General features: G+C 60.7%; 19 protein-coding genes. 17 read left to right on the forward strand and 2 right to left on the reverse strand.

Annotated features, from left to right (window positions below; all coding sequences use genetic code 11):
* From rimO to hflX, 11 genes are all read left to right on the forward strand, one after another.
* Positions 1–1,329 (forward strand): 30S ribosomal protein S12 methylthiotransferase RimO, encoded by a 1,329-nt coding sequence (gene rimO / locus ACO59D_RS02815; RefSeq protein WP_485125672.1) that lies wholly within the window; start codon positions 1–3, stop codon positions 1,327–1,329.
* On the forward strand, positions 1,329–1,946 hold the full coding sequence (pgsA, locus tag ACO59D_RS02820) for a CDP-diacylglycerol--glycerol-3-phosphate 3-phosphatidyltransferase (protein WP_130812037.1): 618 nt from the start codon (positions 1,329–1,331) through the stop codon (positions 1,944–1,946). The genes rimO and pgsA overlap by 1 nt, the downstream gene beginning before the upstream one ends.
* Entirely contained in the window at positions 1,919–2,473 is a 555-nt protein-coding gene (locus ACO59D_RS02825; protein ID WP_485125673.1) for a CinA family protein, read from the forward strand. Before pgsA ends, ACO59D_RS02825 begins: the two co-directional genes overlap by 28 nt.
* A gap of 227 nt (positions 2,474–2,700) precedes the next feature.
* Positions 2,701–3,801, forward strand: a complete 1,101-nt coding sequence (gene recA / locus ACO59D_RS02830; protein WP_130812039.1) for a recombinase RecA — start codon at positions 2,701–2,703, stop codon at positions 3,799–3,801.
* A gap of 233 nt (positions 3,802–4,034) precedes the next feature.
* Positions 4,035–4,505: a regulatory protein RecX gene (locus ACO59D_RS02835; protein WP_485125674.1), complete on the forward strand. Its 471-nt coding sequence runs from the start codon at positions 4,035–4,037 to the stop codon at positions 4,503–4,505.
* 334 nt (positions 4,506–4,839) lie between these two features.
* Positions 4,840–6,390 (forward strand): ribonuclease Y, encoded by a 1,551-nt coding sequence (rny, locus tag ACO59D_RS02840; protein WP_485125675.1) that lies wholly within the window; start codon positions 4,840–4,842, stop codon positions 6,388–6,390.
* 12 nt (positions 6,391–6,402) lie between these two features.
* Positions 6,403–7,503 carry an ATP-binding protein gene (locus tag ACO59D_RS02845; protein ID WP_485125676.1) on the forward strand — a complete coding sequence of 367 codons (1,101 nt, stop codon included), beginning with the start codon at positions 6,403–6,405 and terminating at the stop codon, positions 7,501–7,503.
* Positions 7,504–7,647: 144 nt separating this feature from the next.
* Positions 7,648–7,965 (forward strand): stage V sporulation protein S, encoded by a 318-nt coding sequence (locus ACO59D_RS02850; RefSeq protein WP_130812043.1) that lies wholly within the window; start codon positions 7,648–7,650, stop codon positions 7,963–7,965.
* Entirely contained in the window at positions 7,966–9,339 is a 1,374-nt protein-coding gene (gene miaB / locus ACO59D_RS02855) for a tRNA (N6-isopentenyl adenosine(37)-C2)-methylthiotransferase MiaB (protein WP_485125677.1), read from the forward strand.
* A 26-nt stretch (positions 9,340–9,365) separates the two neighbouring features.
* Complete coding sequence (gene miaA / locus ACO59D_RS02860; RefSeq protein ID WP_485125678.1) at positions 9,366–10,328, forward strand: tRNA (adenosine(37)-N6)-dimethylallyltransferase MiaA; 963 nt, start codon at positions 9,366–9,368, stop codon at positions 10,326–10,328.
* Positions 10,315–11,655, forward strand: a complete 1,341-nt coding sequence (gene hflX / locus ACO59D_RS02865; RefSeq protein WP_485125679.1) for a GTPase HflX — start codon at positions 10,315–10,317, stop codon at positions 11,653–11,655. Before miaA ends, hflX begins: the two co-directional genes overlap by 14 nt.
* Here the strand turns inward: hflX and ACO59D_RS02870 are convergent.
* Together ACO59D_RS02870 and lexA are read right to left on the reverse strand one after the other, a co-directional pair.
* Positions 11,639–12,424, reverse strand: a complete 786-nt coding sequence (locus tag ACO59D_RS02870; protein WP_485125680.1) for a heparan-alpha-glucosaminide N-acetyltransferase — start codon at positions 12,422–12,424, stop codon at positions 11,639–11,641. The two genes, hflX and ACO59D_RS02870, sit on opposite strands and share 17 nt — an antisense overlap.
* A 2-nt stretch (positions 12,425–12,426) precedes the next feature.
* Positions 12,427–13,089 carry a transcriptional repressor LexA gene (lexA, locus tag ACO59D_RS02875; RefSeq protein ID WP_130812048.1) on the reverse strand — a complete coding sequence of 221 codons (663 nt, stop codon included), beginning with the start codon at positions 13,087–13,089 and terminating at the stop codon, positions 12,427–12,429.
* Positions 13,090–13,424: 335 nt separating this feature from the next.
* Between lexA and ACO59D_RS02880 the strand changes: the two genes are divergently transcribed.
* The 6 genes from ACO59D_RS02880 to ACO59D_RS02905 all read left to right on the forward strand — a co-directional run bounded on the left by ACO59D_RS02880 (position 13,425) and on the right by ACO59D_RS02905 (position 18,810).
* A complete protein-coding gene (locus ACO59D_RS02880; protein ID WP_485125681.1) occupies positions 13,425–13,724 on the forward strand; it encodes a LysM peptidoglycan-binding domain-containing protein in 300 nt (99 codons plus the stop codon).
* A 151-nt stretch (positions 13,725–13,875) separates the two neighbouring features.
* On the forward strand, positions 13,876–14,325 hold the full coding sequence (gene nrdR / locus ACO59D_RS02885) for a transcriptional regulator NrdR (protein ID WP_485125682.1): 450 nt from the start codon (positions 13,876–13,878) through the stop codon (positions 14,323–14,325).
* The gene (gene dut, locus ACO59D_RS02890; RefSeq protein ID WP_130812051.1) at positions 14,322–14,768 is read left to right on the forward strand and encodes a dUTP diphosphatase; all 447 of its coding nucleotides are present in this window, start codon (positions 14,322–14,324) and stop codon (positions 14,766–14,768) included. Before nrdR ends, dut begins: the two co-directional genes overlap by 4 nt.
* Before the next feature lie 99 nt (positions 14,769–14,867).
* The gene (locus tag ACO59D_RS02895; RefSeq protein ID WP_485125708.1) at positions 14,868–16,181 is read left to right on the forward strand and encodes an NCS2 family permease; all 1,314 of its coding nucleotides are present in this window, start codon (positions 14,868–14,870) and stop codon (positions 16,179–16,181) included.
* A 158-nt stretch (positions 16,182–16,339) separates the two neighbouring features.
* A complete protein-coding gene (locus tag ACO59D_RS02900) occupies positions 16,340–17,656 on the forward strand; it encodes a solute carrier family 23 protein (protein ID WP_485125683.1) in 1,317 nt (438 codons plus the stop codon).
* 197 nt (positions 17,657–17,853) lie between these two features.
* Entirely contained in the window at positions 17,854–18,810 is a 957-nt protein-coding gene (locus tag ACO59D_RS02905; RefSeq protein ID WP_485125684.1) for an NAD(P)/FAD-dependent oxidoreductase, read from the forward strand.
* Positions 18,811–18,859 lie beyond the last annotated feature (49 nt).

Below are 18,859 nucleotides of genomic sequence, written 5' to 3' on the forward strand. Positions count from 1 at the left end.
ATGCCAAGCATTCTCTTCATTACCCGTGGATGCGCAAAAAATGAAGTCGACACCGACCGCATGCGCGCCTTGCTTCTGGGTTCCGGCTACGACGAGACGGATGACCCCGACAAGGCGGATCTTGCGCTGATCAACACATGTTCCTTTCTCGTCAGCGCCACACAGGAGTCCCTCGACACCACGCTCGAGCTTGCGCAGCAGGGGGAGGGCTGCGCCCTTCCCATTGTGATGTGCGGATGCGTCCCCTCTCGTTACGGCGCATCTCTCGCAGAGGAGCTTCCGGAGGTCTCGGCCTTTGTGGACGCAGACGACGAAGACGGAATCGTTGGGGTAGTCGATGGCGTCTTGGGCCTTGAGCGCGACGTTACGCGGGGTGTCCCCCAGGGAGTGCTGCGCACCGTTGACGGGGCAAGCGCCTACGTGAAGATCTCCGAGGGCTGCGACAGGTTCTGCGCATTCTGCGCCATTCCCTACATCCGCGGCCGCTACCACTCGCGTGACGCCGCGGAGATATGCGACGAGGTCCGCTCGCTCATGGAGGGTGGCGTGCGCGAGGTCGCCCTCATCGGCCAGGACACAGGTATCTGGGGCTCGGATTTCGAGGAGCCCCGCACGCTTGCCTCGCTTTTGCGCCAGGTTGCTGAGGTCGTTCGTCCCTTTGGTGGTTGGGTCCGCGTGCTGTACCTTCAGCCCGAAGGGATGACCGAGGAGCTCGTCTCGACCATTCGCGACGTCGACGAGGTGCTGCCCTACATCGATATTCCCATCCAGCACTGCTCGGCGCCTGTGCTCAAGCGCATGGGCAGGACTGGCTCTGCCGAGGAGTTCTCGAGGCTCTTCGCGCACCTTCGCCAAGAGATTCCCGGCATGGTGCTGCGCACCACAGCCATGGCGGGCTTTCCTGGTGAGACGGACGAGGAGGCTCAGGAGCTGCTCGACTTCCTGCAGGGCGAGGAGTTCGACTACTGTTCCGTCTTCACCTACTCGCCTGAGGACGGAACGCATGCCGCCGCGATGCCCGACCAGGTGCCTGAGGAGGCTAAGCTCGAGCGCACGCAGCAGCTCATCGACCTCACTGAGCAGCTTGGCTTTGCCGCTGCCGAGAGGCACGTTGGCGAGCGCGTCCGCGTCATCATCGACGGCGTCGAGGAGGGGGGCGATGGTCCGGAGCTCGTCGGCCATGCATGGTTCCAGGCCCCCGATTCCGATGGCGTCGTGCACATCGAGAGCGGCGGGCACGCCGTGGGGGACGTTGTGACCTGCGACCTTGTCGACTCCTTCACCTACGACCTCGTGGGCGAGGTCGTCGACGATGGGGAGGGTGCGTGATGGGCACGCCTGCCCCTGCCGAGAACGGTGGCGGTAAGTCCAGCCTCTGGACGCCCGCCAACGTCGTCACCTGCGTACGCGTTGTGGCCGTCCCCCTGTGGCTGCTCGTTGCGGAGCTGTCTTCTGTGGCTGGCGCGGGTTCCGCATGGTCAATTGGCGTCTTTGTCTTCTTCGTGGCGCTCTCGCTTACCGATAAGCTCGATGGATATCTCGCACGAAGCAGGGACGAGGTTACGACCTTTGGCAAGTTTCTCGATCCCATTGCCGATAAGCTCGTCGTGGTTGTCGCCCTGTGCTTCCTTCTCGAGCGTGGCGAGGTCTCCTCGTGGGTGCTGCTTGTGATTGTCGCGCGCGAGTTTCTTGTGTCTGGTCTGCGTATGGTTGTGGCCTCGGCCGGAACCGTTATTGCGGCCTCTCCTTTGGGCAAGGGCAAGACGGCGGTCACGATGGTGGCAATTTCGGCGCTCCTTCTCGTTATGGCGCTTCCGGCTGGTGGAGCCTCAGATGCGCTATGGCTCCTGGGACAGGGGCTCATGCTTGCCGCGGTGATTCTCACCGCCTGGTCCGGCATCGACTACTTCGTGAAGGCATGGTCGTACGTGGTGGGGAAGCGATAGCCTTGGTACCCTCGGTGACCTTCGATGGCGAGACGCTTGATGCGTGTGAGGCGCTGGTCGCCGCGTGCCGCTCGCTCGGCGTCACGGTGGGCACGGCGGAGTCATGCACGGGCGGCCTCGTTGCCTCTGCAATTACGTCAATTCCCGGCTCCTCCCAGGCCATTCGCGGTGGGATCGTAAGCTACGCCATTCCCGTCAAGCATGAGGTGCTCGGTGTCCCCAACGGCATCCTTGATGCTCCGGGGGTGGGTGCCGTCTCAAGCGAATGTGCTGCCGCCATGGCCGAGGGCGCGCGTCGCTTGCTCGCCTGCGACGTTGCCGTCTCTGTAACTGGCATTGCGGGGCCTGGTGGAGAAGAGCCGGGAAAGCCTGTGGGCACCGTTTGGATGGGGCTTGCCACGCCGGTCACCACGCGCACGTTTCCCAACCTCTTCGAGGGCGACCGTGCTCAGGTGCGCGCATATGCGGTGAGGCGCGCGCTCGATCTTCTCTTATGGGGCGTGAGGACGACTGCCGAGAAGGATTAGTTTTTTCTTCTCGCTACAGGTTTTTGCATGCGAGTCCCTCCTTTGAGCAGTATGGTTTTTGCAGGTAGATAGCCCTGTCTGTCAGATTGGTGACGGCTGCGTGCAAGCGAGCGGTCCGTGCTGCGTCAGAAACCTGATAGCACTCCCCGATAAGCTATCCTTAGCGATGTTGACTACGAACGGATGTTCGTATAGTATCGATGACAGCCAACAGATGAGGAGCAAGCATGGCCAAGAGCAAGGGTACCGCCAAAGAGGTTAACCACCCTGGGACTACGGAGGAGCGCGACAAGGCGCTCGAGGTTACTACCCAGGAGATAGAGAAGAAGTTCGGCAAGGGTGCCATTATGCGTTACGGCGACGATAGTGCCAGCCTCGAGGTCGAGGCTGTCCCAACGGGGTCTCTGGCGCTTGATGCCGCATTGGGTATAGGTGGCGTGCCACGCGGTCGCATCGTCGAGATCTACGGTCCCGAGTCCTCCGGCAAGACCACGCTCTCGCTTGAGATCCTTGCCGAGGCCCAGGCGATGGGTGGGGTCGTTGCGTTCATCGACGCAGAGCACGCGCTCGACCCCGGGTACGCCGCGCGTATCGGCGTGGACATCGACGAGGTTCTCATCTCGCAGCCGGATACGGGCGAGCAGGCGTTGGAGATCTGCGACATGCTGGTTCGCTCTGGTGCCATTGACGTGGTGGTCATTGACTCCGTGGCGGCACTGGTCCCTCGTGCCGAGATCGAGGGCGAGATAGGAGACACCACAGTTGGTCTCCAGGCTCGCCTTATGAGCCAGGCGCTTCGTAAGCTTGCGGGCTCCCTCTCGAAGTCGAATACCACCTGCATCTTCATCAACCAGCTTCGCGAGAAGATTGGCATCATGTTCGGCAACCCCGAGACCACGCCTGGCGGCCGGGCACTCAAGTTCTTCTCGTCCGTACGCATGGACATCAGGCGCGTTGACGGCATCAAAGTCAACGGGGAGGTTGTGGGCAACCGTGTGAGGGTCAAGGTCGTCAAGAACAAGGTCGCCCCGCCCTTCAAGCAGGCGGAGTTCGACATCATGTATGGCACGGGCATCTCCAAGGAAGGCTCGATCCTCGACATGGCTGTCGAGTACAACATCGTGGACAAGTCTGGTTCTTGGTTCACGTACGAGGGCGAGCGTCTTGGACAGGGTCGCGAGGCTGCTAAGGCATTCCTTGCCTCTAACCCAGACCTCATGGACGAGATTGACCACAAGGTACGCGTTGCCTGTGGTCTTGCCTTGGGTGATGAGCGCGTGGGCGAGCCTATCGAAAATGCCGACTCCGTTGAGGATTCCCAACGGTGATGCGAGCTGCAAAGGGCGAATGGCCCAAGACGCCTCTCGATTGGGGGGTCTGTCTGCCCCAGCGTGGATCTCGCGGCTTAGGGCAGGCGGTTTCTCGCGGCGAGGTTGTGGTAAGAACCCCGCAACACGGAGAAGAGCGCATCAGCGTGCCCGTTGCCGTCGCTCGTGCACTCGATTCCAAGGCGAGGTGCCGTGAGCTTCTGCCTTCCTCAAGGACAGAACTCTTGCATGCGATGGGTGAGGTCTCTCGTGCGTGCGCCATGGAGCGGACGGCATCCCTCCTCGACCGAAGGGATTACTCCGAGGGAGAGCTCTCTGCACGGCTGCTCAGAGACGGCTACACAACCCAGACAGTTGAATACACGTGTCGAAGGTCTGTCGAGTGCGGACTTGTCGATAACGCACGCTTCGCCGACGCCTTTATCCGCTCGAAGCTCTCCCAGGGCTGGGGGAGAGTCCGCATCGAGCGTGACCTCTCGCGTCGTGGCATCGACATGGCTGATGTGCCCGGGTGGCCTGAGTTCTACCTTACCCAGGAGTCCGAGGAAGAGTCAGCCTACGCGCTTGCTTCACGTCGACGCCTCACGGGAAAGAACGACTACGAAAAGACGGTGCGTTTCCTCGTGACGCGCGGGTTTCCCCTGGGGCTTGCTACGCGCATGGCCAGACGCGTCCTTGACGAGAGGGGGGAGTCCGACGAGTGATGAGCCCCTTGGCCCGTCGCTTGGAGCGGGCCCAAACGCTTGGATGCAGCCGTTGCGGGGCATCTCGGATATTTCCGTGAAGCGGGCCTTCTTTGGGTGCGGGCGGTACCCTGACAATTTGACAGGTACCAAATGCGAACATAAGATTAAGAGGCCTGAGAGCGTATCTTCCGCTGGTTAACCAGCTGTGCATTGCTTTTTAGTTTCACCGCGTCAGCATCATGGAACGTCATGCCTATGGCATCTGCGGCCGGATACCCCGATGGCGGGTTCCCTGCGCTTTGCGTTGGGGTCTCCTGAACAATCATGTGAATTCGTCATCTGAGGAGCTGCCATGGAATTTGTCATAGGAGTTATCTGTCTGGTAGTCGGTGCGGGCTTGGCGTACTTCTTCCTTGCCGGAAAGAGCAACTCCAAGCTCAGGACGGCCAATGACCAGATCGAGCAGGCGCACGGGGAGGCCGAGCGCATTACATCCGAGGCGCGTCGCCAGGCGGATACCGCCAAGAAGGAGGCCGTGCTCGAGGCTAAGGAGGAGATTCTCCAGCTCAAGCAGAACTCTGAGGCTGAGGAGAAGAAGCGCAAGGGCGAGCTGCAGTCCATGGAGGGTCGCATCATGCAGCGCGAGGAGTCCCTTGACCGCCGCAATGACGCCCTGGACAAGCGCGAGCGCCAGCTCTCTGGCATGCAGAGCCAGCTCGACCGCCGCAAGAACGACCTCGATGCCCTTGAGGGCAAGCAGACCACCGAGCTCGAGCGCATTGCCGGTCTTTCGAGGGAGGGCGCCCACGACGAGCTCATCGCTCGCGTGCGTGCCGAGAGCGTTCGCGACGAGGCGCAGGTTCTCCGCGAAGCCGAGCAAAACGTACGTGCCAAGGCCGACAAGACCGCCCGCGAAATCATCTCCACGGCCATCCAGCGCTGCGCAGCCGATCAGGCTGGCGAGATAACCGTCACCACGGTTCACATCCCCTCCGACGACCTCAAAGGCCGCATCATCGGCCGCGAGGGCCGTAACATACGCACCTTCGAGCAGGTCTCCGGCGTCTCCCTCGTTATCGATGACACCCCCGAGACCGTTGTGCTCTCGAGCTTTGACCCTGTCCGCCGCGAGACTGCCCGCGTGGCACTCGAGAACCTCATCGCCGACGGGCGCATTCACCCCGCTCGCATCGAGGAGCTCTACAAGAAGGCGGAAGACCTCGTCAACGAGCGCGTCCGCGAGGCCGGCGAGCAGGCCGCCTTCGACGCCGGCATCCACGACCTCCACCCGGAGATCGTGAAGACCCTGGGTGCTCTCAAGTATCGCACCTCCTTCGGGCAGAACGTCCTCTCTCACTCCATCCAGGTCTCTGCGCTCTGCGGGATCATGGCCTCCGAACTTGGCATGGACCCTGCGTCCGCCAAGCGTGCCGGCCTTCTCCACGACATCGGCAAGGCAATCGACCACGAGGTCGAAGGCCCTCACGCCGTCATTGGTGCCGACCTCGCCCGTCGCTATGGCGAGCGCCCTGAGATCGTGCACGCCATTGAGGCCCACCACGCAGACGTCGACCCCGACACCGTCCTCGACGTTCTCGTCCAGGCGGGAGATGCCATCTCTGCCGCGCGCCCCGGTGCTCGCCGCGAGTCTGCCGAGACCTACATCAAGCGTCTCGAGAAGCTCGAGGAGATCTCTAACGCGCATGAGGGCGTCGAGCGTACCTATGCCATGCAGGCAGGTCGAGAGCTTCATGTCATGGTCGAGCCCGAGAAGATCTCTGACGCGCAGGCAACCGTCCTCGCCCATGACATTGCCAAGCAGATCGAGGACGAGATGGAGTACCCCGGTCAGGTTCGCGTTGTGGTCATCCGCGAGTCCCGCGCCGTCGGCGTCGCCAAGTAAGCGGGAGATGGCATGGTGGCAGAGGAGCGGGGCTCTGATGCGGCGGGGCTGGCCGATTTCGTCGCGCGCATGGGTGGTGAACGGTCACTTCGTGTCGAGGAGAACCTCGGCGAGGGCTATGTCCGCCTCCGCGTTGCGGAGGCGGAGCGCCGCCAGGCAAAGCATGACATCCGCTGCGTCGAGGACATGGTCATCGAGCTTCTTCGCAACTCGCGCGATGCCGGCGCAAAGCGCATCTACCTTGCCACCTCGCATGAGGGTGACCTTCGCACCACCACCATCCTTGACGATGGGTCGGGCATCCCGCAGGACATGCAGGAGCGCATCTTCGAGGCGCGCGTGACCTCCAAGCTCGAAAGCATCCACGTTGACCGCTGGGGTGTCCATGGGCGAGGCATGGCCCTATACTCCGTGCGCGAGAATGCCGAGTCGGCGCGTGTCGCCTCCTCTGCCCCTGGCAAAGGGACGTCCATCTCGGTGGTGACAAATGCTACAAGGCTTGCCGAGAGAACAGACCAGTCTACCTGGCCTGTCTTGGGGGAGGACGAGGACGGCAGGCGTACGTGTACGCGAGGGCCGCACAACATCGTTCGCACCTGCTGCGAGTTTGCGCTCGAGGAGTATGGGGCCTGCGAGGTCTACGTTGGCTCTCCCGCAGAGATCGCCGCAACCGCACGCGCCCGCATCCCGCCCTCGGTAGACTCGTCAGAGCTCCTCTTTATGGATGACCTCTCTGCGTTACCGGTGCTCGAGCGTCTTCGCGCCGCCGCCGATGCTCGCGAACTCCTTTCGATCTGCAAGGGCCTGGGTCTCGAGATGAGCGAACGGACGGCGCACCGCGTGGTGTCAGGCCAGATCCGCCCCCTGAGAAGCGTCGCCTCCCGCATGCTCCGTAAGTCCGATGCCCCGGCGGGCCCCAAACCCGTCGATCTCTACCGTGACCGACGCGGACTCAAGCTCTCCAAGCCCGACGCCGAGGAGTTCTCGCGCGTGCTCGCCAAGGACTTCTCGTTCATCGAGGATCGCTATTACGTCTCGCTCGTGCATGATCCAAAGGTGAGGGTTGGGAAGGGTCGCATCGTCGTAACCTTCGACCTTGAGGACGCGGACTAGGGATTTGGCATCTGTTGCTCGGTTTGCTGCACCCTGCGATTGCAATGCACATCCGGGACATTACAATCGTTCCTATGCATGGCTACAGCAAGAAAGACAAACGCACCACCCTGACAACCACCGCACTATTGGAGTATTAGCAGCATGGATTTCCTGAAGGTCTCGAGCAAGTCGTCCCCGGCATCGGTTGCCGGGGCCATTGCCGGCATGGTCAAAGACGGCGTTCCCGTCAACATGCAGTGTGTCGGAGCCGGTGCGGTCAACCAGGCCGTGAAGGCCCTTGCCATCGCGCGCGGCTTTCTCATTCCCACGGGTGTCGACATCTCCTGTGCCCCCACCTTCTCCGATATCGACATAGCTGGCGAGAAGCGCACTGCCATCCGATTTGCCGTCTATGTCCATAGGCTCACCCCGCATAGCGTTTCGGCGAACGCAGTGGACGACGGGGGAGTGGTTGCGTAGATGGCATCACCCGATACTCAGGTGCTTGTCGGCAAGACCTACAGCATCAAAACCTTCGGCTGTCAGATGAACATGCACGATTCCGAGAGGGTCTCCGGCCTTCTCGATTCGTGTGGCTGCATTGAGGTCGAAAGCCCCGATGACGCAGACATCGTTGTATACATGACCTGCTGCGTCCGAGAGAACGCTGACCAGCGCCTTTACGGACAGGCCTCTTCGATGGTGTCAGCCCCTACGCCGCCTTCTGGCAGGCGCATTGTCGCCGTTGGCGGCTGCATTGCCCAGCGAGACGGTGAGCGCCTGCGCGCTCACATCCCCAATGTCGACGTGGTCTTTGGCACAAGTGCTCTTGCCAGCCTGCCGAGGCTCCTCTCTGAGGCCTTTGGTGACCAGGCTGGAGCCATTGAGGTCGACACCGGTGAGCCGGGAACGGGCTTCTCAACCGACCTCCCAAGCCATCGAGCCGAGCGTCATCACGCGTGGGTGCCCATCATGAGCGGCTGCAACAACTTCTGCACCTACTGCATCGTTCCCTATGTCCGCGGACGCGAGCGCAGCCGGACCATCGAGAGCGTGGTGGCAGAATGCAAGCTGCTCGTTGCCGATGGCGTACGGGAGATATGCCTGCTCGGGCAGAATGTCAACTCTTATGGCAGGAACGTCTACGATGAGCCTCGCTTTGCAGAGCTTCTGCGTGCGGTGGGCGAGACGGGCGTAGAGCGCATTCGCTTTACGTCGAGCAACCCAAAGGACCTCTCCGATGAGACCATTGCAGCCATGGCAGAGGTCCCCGCAGTGATGCCGCACCTCCATCTTGCGGTCCAGTCTGGTTCCACACGCGTCCTCAAGGCAATGAATCGCAGCTACACGCGCGAGGAGTACCTGGCACTCGTGTCGAGGCTGCGTGCGGCCATCCCCGACATCGCCCTGTCTACCGACATCATCGTCGGTTTCCCTGGCGAGACCGAGGAGGACTTCCACGACACGCTCTCGCTTGTCCGTGAGGCCGGGTTCTCATCCGCCTTCACCTTCATCTATTCACCTCGCCCGGGCACGCCGGCAGCAAAGATGGTCGATGACACTCCGCATGAGGTGATTCAGGGTCGCTTCGACCGTCTTGCCGAACAGGTCGCCCAGCAGGCCCATGATGCCAACCAGGAGGACCTGGGACGGCTCGTCGGCGTATTAGTCGAGGGGCCGTCCAAGCGGGACGACACCGTGATGGTGGGGCACAGCGAGAAGAACCGTACGGTCCACTTCCGGCTGCCCGATGGCACAAGTGCGCAGGACGCAGTGGGAAAGGTTGCCCGTGTGCGCGTCGAGGAGGCCCGGACCTGGTATCTGCGCGGCTCCGTTGAGGGTGAGCTCTTGTGAGCGATTGCCCCACAGGCGGACGGGTCGTGTGCATCGCAGGGCCTACCGCCTCGGGCAAGAGCACGCTCGCGGAGCTTGTCGCAGAGCGATTGGGGTCACCCGTTGTCTCGGTAGATGCCATGCAGATCTATCGTGGGATGGATATCGGTACGGCAAAGACGCCAGTAGCCGAGAGACGCGTCCCGCTCCTCATGGTCGATGTGGCCACCGTGGGTGAGGACTACTCGGTTCAGAGATTTCAGGATGACGCCCGCGTCTGTGTGGATGGGCTGCTGCGGCGCGGCCTGGTTCCCGTCCTTTGCGGCGGCACGGGACTTTACCTCGACGCGGTCATCGACGAGATGGACTTTCCCAAGGGCATCAAGGGTGACCGGCGTCGTCAAGGATATGAGCGTATCGCTGCGGAGCAGGGCGGCCAGGCGCTTCATGACCTTCTGCGCGAACGCGATCCCAAGAGCGCCGCCCTCATTCATCCCAATAACGTTCGACGCTGCGTGCGTGCGCTTGAGATGCTGGACGAGGGTGTGAGCTACTCTCAAGAAAACGCCAGCCTCAGGCATCGTGAGCCTCACTATGATGATGCGCGCATCTGGGCCCTCTCCGTGCCACGAGAACGCCTTTACCAGCGCATAAACGAGCGCGTAGACAGGATGTTCGGAGAGGGCCTCGTCGAAGAGGTGCAGGGTCTTGTTGCATGCGGGCTTGACCGTTCGACTACGGCCGGACAGGCGATTGGCTACAAGGAAGTCTTGGCTGCGCTTGCAGGCGAGTGCACGCTCGACGAGGCCAGAGACGAGGTCAAGCGCCGTACGCGACACTATGCCAAGCGTCAGCTCTCGTGGCTGAGAAGAGATGGCCGTGCACAATGGATCGATGTCGATAAGCTGGGCGTTGGAGAAGCCTGCGAGCTGATCGTGCGGGATGCGCGTGGGAAGACGTTCCCAGTGGCGTCGAGCCTGCGGGAGGGGAGTAGCCGTGTCGCGCTTTGAGCCCAGACCGACTGCGCCAGCGCGCGAGAGGGCCATCCTCGTGGGTGTCGACTTGGGCAGGAATGCCGACTGGACGCTTGACGAATCCATGGCCGAGCTGGCGCGGCTTGCCGAAACCGACGGCGCAGATGTGGTCTTCACGCTCACCCAACGCCTTGATGCCCCCGTGTCGCGCACCTTCATCGGCAAAGGCAAGGCGGAAGAGCTCGTCTCCCATGTGCGCAACCTCGACGCCGACATCGTGATATTTGATGACGAACTCACGCCTTCGCAGCAGTCTAACCTCGAGAAGATTGTGGGCGAGCCGGTCAAGATCATCGACCGCACCGCGCTCATTCTCGACATCTTTGGTGTGCATGCAACCACACGTGAGGGGCGCCTACAGGTACAGCTTGCCCAACTCCAGTATGTGCTCCCACGGCTCCGTGGCATGTGGGGTCACCTTGTGGGGGAGCAGACGCGCGGCGGCATCGGCTCTCGTTTTGGACAGGGCGAAAGCCAGCTCGAGGTAGACCGGCGCCTCGTGCGCAAGCGCATCTCGACGCTTCGCGACGAGCTTGCACGGCTTGAGACAAGGCGTGAGGTGCAGTCGAAGACGCGGTGGGACTCCGGTGTCTATCGCGTGGCCCTGGCCGGCTACACCAATGCCGGCAAGTCCACCTTGCTCAATGTCCTCACGGGCGCTGACGTGTACGTGCGCGACGAGCTCTTTGCCACGCTCGACCCCACGACGCGCTCGGTTGAACTTGAGGAGGGGCGCAAGATCACCGTCACCGATACCGTTGGGTTCATCCAGAAGCTCCCCACCACACTTGTTGAGGCGTTTAAGTCGACGTTGGCAGAAGTCCGGGCTGCCAATCTTGTCCTGCTTGTGGCCGATGCGTCTGACCCAGGCGCAGAGCGGCACCTATGCGCAGTTCGGTCGGTTCTGGACGAGATCGGGGCAAGCCAGATACCTTCTGTCCTCGTCCTCAACAAGTGCGACCTTCTCTCATCCGAGGATCTTGCCGAGCTGCAGTCCCGCTATCCTGACGCCGTTACCATCTCCGCGCGCGAGGGTACGGGTCTTTCTGGCTTGCTCTATCGGATCGCGCGCGAGGCATCGCGCGGTGACGCCACCGTCACCGTCCTCGTGCCCTTCGAGAAAGGCATCCTCATGAAGATGGTGCACGAGCGTTGCCAGGTCATCAGGGAGGTCTACACCGAGAACGGCCTTCTCGCTACGATACGCGCCTCCGAGAGGATGCGCGCCACCCTCGCGCCTTATACCGTCTCCGATGACGCTCTCGAGTTGGAAGAGCTGCCTACTCCTACACAACACCAGTGAGCAGCAGCAACACAGGCTGATGAACTACATAGACGAGGAGAGCATGACGTCCCGCCAAGTTCAATACGGGAACGTGTGCGCGGCATGCCCACCTGGGGTAGCCTCGCTCCTCGAACCATGCGCCCATTGACGCTCCGGCAAGGTACATGAACACAAAGGGCACGAGGGGGTAATAGTCACCCGAGGAGAAGCCCGGACCGGGAATGCCCAGCCACGCAAGCCCAGGCGCCTCATAAAGTGCATGTGGCAGCGCGAGCGAGAGTGGGCCGATCCCAATGGTTCCCGAGGAGAAGCCAAGAAGCAGAACGAAGAGGATAAACAGGACCGCTGCCGCAATCGGACCCTGCGGAAGGCAATGGAGTTTTCCCAGCAGCCACGCCACCAACGTGCAGACGGACATGCAGTAGATGATGCCAAAGGAAATAGGCACATCAACTGCTGCAATTATCGTCACCACATAGACTGCAAGCGCCACCGTACCGTAGGCGAGCCCGCGCCTGAGGTTGCTCCTTGATAGGGGGCACATGCAGCCGGCGACGAACAGAAACGTCCACGAGATGCTGGCGCGCCAGATATCCTGTAGGGGAGGGGCAAACCAAGAGAGGTCTGCCCCGGCAAGAAAGCGCAAGTCATAGCAGAGGTGAAAGAGCACCATCGATATGACCGAGAATCCCCGGATCGCATCGAACACTCCAATCCGCTTGTGACGGTCTGCCTTGCTACTGACGCCGTCACCGACGCCAGGGCTTTTCAAGTCCGGCCCAGCCATCGCTAGGAGACTGAGCGGATAAGAGCCGTCACGCGTCCAAGGATGACAGGATTATCTGCATATATGGGACTCATGTGGTCGTTCTCGGGCTGGAGTCGGATGCGGTCCTTCTCGCGATAGAACGTCTTGACTGTTGCAGAGTCATCGATAAGCGCAACGACTATCTCCCCGTCGTGTGCGTCATGCTGCTCTTTCACAACGATGTAGTCGCCATCAAAAATCCCCGCATTGACCATGGACTCGCCGCGAACTCGAAGGATGAAGGAACTGGAATCTCCCACGATGCTTGTGGGCAGCGTGAGGGTCTCCTCGACATTCTGCTCGGCGAGAATGGGCATGCCTGCAGCGACCCGCCCGACAAGCGGAAGTGAGATAACGTTCTTGCCGACATCTTCCTGTACCGTAGCGAGCTTAGCCTGAGTGCTCCCGTCCTCCGACACCTGCTTGTCAGGAACAACCTCAATAGTACGGGGCTTCTTGGGGTCCCTACTGATGAGCCCCATCTCCTCGAGTACCTTGAGGTGCATGTGGACTGTCGAGGGGGAGGCCAGGCCTACCGCGGCTCCAATCTCCCTCACCGAGGGGGGATAGCCGTGCTCGTCTGTGTAGGTGCAGATGAAGTCATAGATGGCCCTCTGGCGCTTGCTGAGCTTTCCCTTTGACATGGCGTCTCCTCTCGTCTGGGCTAATCATACCTGGGATTGCGATGTATTGCAAACAAATGTTCTAAATTGACTTGACACGAACAAATGTACGTTGATACTAGAGTACAGATGTTCGGCCTTAAACGCAAGGCTCTAATTTGTGTCCCGTGCGTTCGCTATAAACGTTCCCGGCAAGCACTCGAGAGGGGATTACATCATGGCAAGCACCAACCGCGTGTACGGTACCGAGGGCTCCTCCGCCCTTGTTCCTTCGTATCCAACGCTTACGCTTCTTGAGGGTGGGACTGGCAAGCCTTGTGGTGGAGCGCCAACATGAAGACAGGTCACGTCGGGACATGGCCCGCGGGAATGTCCTCACTGCCATAGTTTGCACGTTTCTGGTTTCGGTCGGGCTCGTTGCCGCGCTTCTGGTGAGCAATGCTGCCGTCTCTTCTCGCAAGGAGGCCGCCCTGGCGTCTCTCCCTGGTGAGGAGGTAGTTGTTGAGGCTGGTGACTCCGTGTGGGGTCTCGCCTTCCGGCACCCCGTCGATGGGTACAGTACGGCAGAGCTTGTCCAATGGATTACCGAGAAGAACTCCCTCGAAAGCCCGACCTTGCAGCCGGGGCAATCTGTCGTTGTTCCTGCTTCAAACTAACGTAAGCATCGGACGTTCGGGCATTAGCGGATGTTTGGGTTTGGCTTCTCCAGCGTTTCCTTCCTTTCCAGTTTGGTTTCGAAGCCATCTTTGTGATGGATATTTGGACGCTATGTGTTAAGTTCCTAGTGGAAGTCCATTAGGAGGTTTGATGCGCTGTCCAAAATGCGGCTGTGAGGAGTCCAAGGTTGTCGACTCCAGGCCATCTGAGAGCAATGATGCCATTCGTCGTCGTCGCGAGTGCGTCAAATGCGGCTACCGCTTCACGACCTATGAACGTCGTGAGGACATGCCGCTCCTCGTGATGAAGAAAGACGGCCGAAAGGAGACTTTTGACCGCCAAAAGCTCATGCGCGGTCTCCTGACTGCCACGGTAAAGCGCAGCGTGCCCGTTGGGCTGCTCGACGGCCTCATCGACGACATCGAGTCAGAGTTGCGTGATGAGGGTGTCAACGAGATTTCGTCACACGACCTCGGGAGCATGGTTCTCAAGCGTCTCGTGGATGTGGATAAGGTTGCCTATATCCGATTTGCCTCTGTGTATCGGGACTTCAAGGATGTGGACGAGTTTAGCGAGGAGTTGAGGAGTCTCAACAAATGACGGACAAGAGACTGACGCTTCCCATCAAGCGCCTTGATTCATCGGTCGACCTACCAAGCTACGCCTACGAGGGCGATGCTGGTCTTGACCTTAGGTCGAACGAGGACGTGACCCTAGCCCCCTTTGAGCGGAGGCTCGTGGGGACGGGGCTTGCCATTGCCATTCCAGAGGGCTATGCCGGCTTCGTGCAGCCTCGCAGCGGCCTTGCCCTGCGCGAGGGCCTGTCCATGGCCAACACCCCAGGGCTTATTGACGCTCACTACCGTGGCGAGCTCAAGGTGTGCGCCATCAACCTCGACCCATCAAAGAGCATCCATATCGAGCGCGGCGAGAGGATTGCCCAGCTCGTTATACAGCAGGTCCCCGTGGTCACGCTTGAGGAGGTCGGCGAGCTTGACGAAACCGACCGCGGTGCCGGTGGCTTTGGCTCGAGCGGTACATAGGCTCGTGCATTCCTTTCCACAGCGCGTCCTGCTGTTGTCCCATGGCAGCAGCTGTATGTATAGGCTCGGAACTTACAGGAAACCGAAAGGATGGGAAACATGGAGAAGTTCTTCAAGATGGGGGAGCGGGGAACATCCACCGGTCAGGAGCTTCGCGCTGGCCTCACGACGTTTCTGGCTATGGCGTACATCATCGCCGTCAACCCCTCTCTGCTTGCGGCGGCCGGCGTTCCCATGAACGCTGCCGTCACCTCGACGTGCATCGGTGCTGGCATCATGACCATCTTCATGGGGCTTTTCTCAAATAGGCCCCTTGCCTGTGCATCTGGCATGGGTATCAACGCGGTGGTTGCCTTCACCCTGGCAGCCATCAACGGAGCCGACTGGCAGGCGTCAATGGCGGTCATTTTCGTCGAAGGCTGCGCAATCCTCCTGCTCGTTCTCTGTGGGCTCCGTGAGGCCATCATGGATGCCATCCCAGTTTCGCTCCGCCATGCCATCTCCGTCGGCCTTGGCCTCTTCATTGCGATGATTGGCCTTGCCGATGGCGGCATCATCGTAGCCAACGAGTCCACCATGGTCGCCTTTGGTGACGTTACGAGCCCAATGTTTATCGTCGGCCTCATTTCGATCGCTGCTACGGTCGCCCTCTATTCGATGAACGTGAAGGGTTCAATCCTCATCGGCATCATCATCGCGGTGCTTTGCGGCATTCCCCTGGGTGTGACCCAGATGCCCGCTGGTATCGTCTCCACCCTCGACTTCTCGTCTTTTGGCGCGCCGTTCATGACGGACGCTACCGGTACCGTTGCTGTGGTCAAGGTGCTCACCACGCCCATCCTCCTCGTCTTCGCGTTCTCCCTCATGATGTCTGACTTCTTCGATACCATGGGAACGGCAATGGCCGTTGCCAAGCAGGGCGAGTTCCTCAACGAGGACGGAACCGTTGAGAATATCCGCGAGATTCTGATTGCCGACTCTGCGGCGGCGGCGGTCGGCGGCCTCATTGGCGCCTCCTCGATCACGACGTTCGTCGAATCTGCCTCCGGTGCCGCCGATGGCGGGCGCACGGGCCTTACTTCGGTCTTCACGGGCCTCCTATTTATCGTCGCTGCGTTCTTCGCGCCTGTCATCTCCATCGTAAGCAGTGCTGCCACCTGCGGTGCCCTTGTCATCGTTGGCTTCCTCATGATGACCGATGTGGTTGACATCGATTGGACCGACCTTCTCGAGGGCTTCCCAGCATTCCTGGTCATTGCCGGCATCCCCTTCACGTATTCGATTTCCAACGGCATTGGCATGGGTTTCATTGCCTATGTCATCGTCGCCCTGGTCACCGGACGTGCCAAGAAGGTCAAGCCGCTCATGTGGGTGTCTGCGGCCGCCTTCCTCGTCTTCTTCCTGCTCTCCTAGGGGTTTGCGCGGATGAGGAAATTGAAGTGATGCAACGGGGACTCGGAGGCTTTCCTTCGGGTCCCCGTTTTCAGGGGACCCGTCGTGTTGCAGCACAGAATGGCATCTGTGACTATCGGCAAGTCCCGACCAACTACGCAAGGAGTGTGGTGTATCGCATGCAACAGCACGAGCGAGAGGTAATTGGCGTTGATGACCGCGTGTCGGTCTCTCGTGCAATTCCTCTGGGCATCCAGCACATGATGAGCATGTTTGGCTCGACCGTTCTGGTGCCGGTCCTCACAGGTCTCGATCCAAACGTGGCCATCATGTGCTCGGGCATCGGAACCATCTGCTATCTCTTGGTTACGAGAAACAAGATCCCTAGCTACCTCGGCAGCTCCTTTGCCTTCATCAGCCCCATCGTCATTATTGGCGCCACACGCGGCCTCAATGCAGCCCTCTCCGGCGTTGTGGTTGCCGGACTCGTGTTTCTCGTTGTGGCAGGCATTATCAAGCTTGCTGGGACGGGCTGGCTCGACAGGCTGCTTCCGCCCGTCCTTGTCGCTTCGGTCATGGTCGTTATCGGCGTAGGTCTCTCGGCTACGGCAGCGGGCATGGCCTTTCAGACAACCGCGGCCGATGGCACGACCGCCTTCTATGGGCTTGGGGCCATTATCGCTGCAATCACGCTCTTTGCTGCGGTTATCTTCTCGAGCATGGGCGGGCTGATAGGCACGGTCCCCGTGCTTCTCGCCATCATCCTCGGCTATGTCGTCTCCCTTGCCTGCGGCCTTGTCGACTTTCGGGCCGTCACCGATGCCGCTTGGATAGGCCTTCCAGAATTCCAGCATCCCGTGTGGGACTGGGGTGCCATCGCCCTTGTCGGGCCGGTCGCCCTTGTCGTGGTCATCGAGCACATTGGACACCTCCTGGCTGTGGGCGAGATCGTGGGCAAGGACTATCGACCCATGTTGCCGCGCTCGCTTGCCGGCGATGGCATCTCAACGGTCATATCGGGCCTTCTGGGAGGTCCCCCAACCACCACCTATGCCGAGAACATCGGCGTCATGAGCGTGACGCGCGTCTATTCCACGCAGGTCTTCTGGTATGCGGCGGGATTCGCCCTCCTGGTCGGTGGCTTCTGCCCCAAGCTCTCTGCCCTTATCCGCTCCATTCCGTCACCTGTCATGGGCGGTGTGAGCCTGCTGCTCTTTGGCCTCATTGCGTCGAATGGCCTCAGGATGTTTGTGACCAACAAGGTCGACTTTGGGGTCAACAGGAACCTCATGATTGCGTCGGTGGTTATTATTCTCGGCGTTGGCATGGAGACCTCCGGCATCTCTATCCCCATTGGCCAGTACGCGCTTCCGGGCATGGCCACCTCGACCCTCGTGGGTATCCTCATGAACCTCGTGCTTCCCATGCCCGCCACCGTGAATGCCGCAGGCGCCACCCCTGCCGAATCCTCAAAGTCACGGCTGCGCAACGGGTAGGGCCCTTCAGCCCTGCGGAGCCTCAAGCCCCAGATTTATCCCCAATCCCCACGAAGCCCTCGGGCTTCGTGGGGATTCGTGTCTGCCAGTGGCAACGGTATATGTTACCTAAGCGGTTGGGTATAGCAGAGACAGCAAACGCCACGGGAAAGGCCGGGGGAGTGGAACCCACCCCACCACGGTCGGATTGGATTCGTATGGGCAGCAATAACGAGCAGGTAAAAGACCTTGTCATAGTCGGCGGTGGCCCGGCCGGCCTCGCGGCCGCCATCTACGCCCAGCGCTCGCTTCTTGATGCGGTCACGCTCGAGCAGGAGGCATTCGGCGGACAGACCATCCTCACAAGCGAGATTGACAACTATCCGGGCCTTCCTCATGCGGATGGCTACACACTCTCTGAAGCCATGCGCTCTCAGGCAGCCGACCTTGGCGCCGAGGTTCGCATGGAGCAGGTGACGGGCGTCTCGCATGACGAGAAGAGCGGCCTTTTCACCCTCGACACGCCTGATGGTGAGCTTGTTGCCAGGTCTGTCATCCTTGCGGGTGGCGCCACGCCACGTCGCGCAGGCTTTGATGGCGAGGAGAGGTTCGCGTCGCACGGTGTCTCGTATTGCGCTACCTGCGACGGTATGTTCTACCGTGGCAAGCGCGTCTACGTTGTAGGTGGCGGTAACTCCGCTGCCGAAGAGGCGCTGTTCCTCACGCGCTTTGCAAACGAGGTAATCCTTATCGTTCGCAAAGATCACCTTCGCGCCCAGGCAGCCGTTGCCCAAGAGCTCGAGAATAACGAGAAGATAACCGTAAGGTACCTTACGAGCATTGTCTCGCTTGGGGGAGACGAGCTGCCAAACAGCATTACGTTTAGGAACAACGAGACAGGCGAGACCACGACGGAGACGTACGATGAGGGCTCCTTTGGCGTCTTCGTCTTTGTTGGTCGCGTTCCGGCTAGCGAGCTTGTCAGGGATCTTGTCGAGGTTGACCCTGCTGGCTACGTGATTACCGATGAGCGCATGGCGACAAGGACACCGGGGCTGTTCGCTGCCGGAGACGTGCGCAAGACGCCGCTTCGCCAGATTGTGACGGCTGCAGCAGACGGTGCCATTGCGGCAAACAGTGCTGCCGCATATCTCGGTAGGCCCGTCGAAGGCTAGCGACGCACATCGAGTGCGCGCGCGAAGAGGCCTTCTGCTCGGTGCGCCC

Source organism: Tractidigestivibacter sp. (assembly GCF_057241865.1).

Excerpts from the sequence above, each read along its gene's own strand:
- rimO (WP_485125672.1), top strand. The coding sequence starts at position 1 with ATGCCAAGCATTCTCTTCATTACCCGTGGATGCGCAAAAAATGAAGTC.
- pgsA (WP_130812037.1), top strand. The coding sequence starts at position 1,329 with ATGGGCACGCCTGCCCCTGCCGAGAACGGTGGCGGTAAGTCCAGCCTC.
- ACO59D_RS02825 (WP_485125673.1), top strand. The coding sequence starts at position 1,919 with ATGGTCGTACGTGGTGGGGAAGCGATAGCCTTGGTACCCTCGGTGACC.
- recA (WP_130812039.1), top strand. The coding sequence starts at position 2,701 with ATGGCCAAGAGCAAGGGTACCGCCAAAGAGGTTAACCACCCTGGGACT.
- ACO59D_RS02835 (WP_485125674.1), top strand. The coding sequence starts at position 4,035 with ATGGGTGAGGTCTCTCGTGCGTGCGCCATGGAGCGGACGGCATCCCTC.
- rny (WP_485125675.1), top strand. The coding sequence starts at position 4,840 with ATGGAATTTGTCATAGGAGTTATCTGTCTGGTAGTCGGTGCGGGCTTG.
- ACO59D_RS02845 (WP_485125676.1), top strand. The coding sequence starts at position 6,403 with ATGGTGGCAGAGGAGCGGGGCTCTGATGCGGCGGGGCTGGCCGATTTC.
- ACO59D_RS02850 (WP_130812043.1), top strand. The coding sequence starts at position 7,648 with ATGGATTTCCTGAAGGTCTCGAGCAAGTCGTCCCCGGCATCGGTTGCC.
- miaB (WP_485125677.1), top strand. The coding sequence starts at position 7,966 with ATGGCATCACCCGATACTCAGGTGCTTGTCGGCAAGACCTACAGCATC.
- ACO59D_RS02870 (WP_485125680.1), bottom strand. The coding sequence starts at position 12,424 with ATGGCTGGGCCGGACTTGAAAAGCCCTGGCGTCGGTGACGGCGTCAGT.
- lexA (WP_130812048.1), bottom strand. The coding sequence starts at position 13,089 with ATGTCAAAGGGAAAGCTCAGCAAGCGCCAGAGGGCCATCTATGACTTC.
- ACO59D_RS02880 (WP_485125681.1), top strand. The coding sequence starts at position 13,425 with ATGGCCCGCGGGAATGTCCTCACTGCCATAGTTTGCACGTTTCTGGTT.
- nrdR (WP_485125682.1), top strand. The coding sequence starts at position 13,876 with ATGCGCTGTCCAAAATGCGGCTGTGAGGAGTCCAAGGTTGTCGACTCC.
- dut (WP_130812051.1), top strand. The coding sequence starts at position 14,322 with ATGACGGACAAGAGACTGACGCTTCCCATCAAGCGCCTTGATTCATCG.
- ACO59D_RS02895 (WP_485125708.1), top strand. The coding sequence starts at position 14,868 with ATGGAGAAGTTCTTCAAGATGGGGGAGCGGGGAACATCCACCGGTCAG.
- ACO59D_RS02900 (WP_485125683.1), top strand. The coding sequence starts at position 16,340 with ATGCAACAGCACGAGCGAGAGGTAATTGGCGTTGATGACCGCGTGTCG.
- ACO59D_RS02905 (WP_485125684.1), top strand. The coding sequence starts at position 17,854 with ATGGGCAGCAATAACGAGCAGGTAAAAGACCTTGTCATAGTCGGCGGT.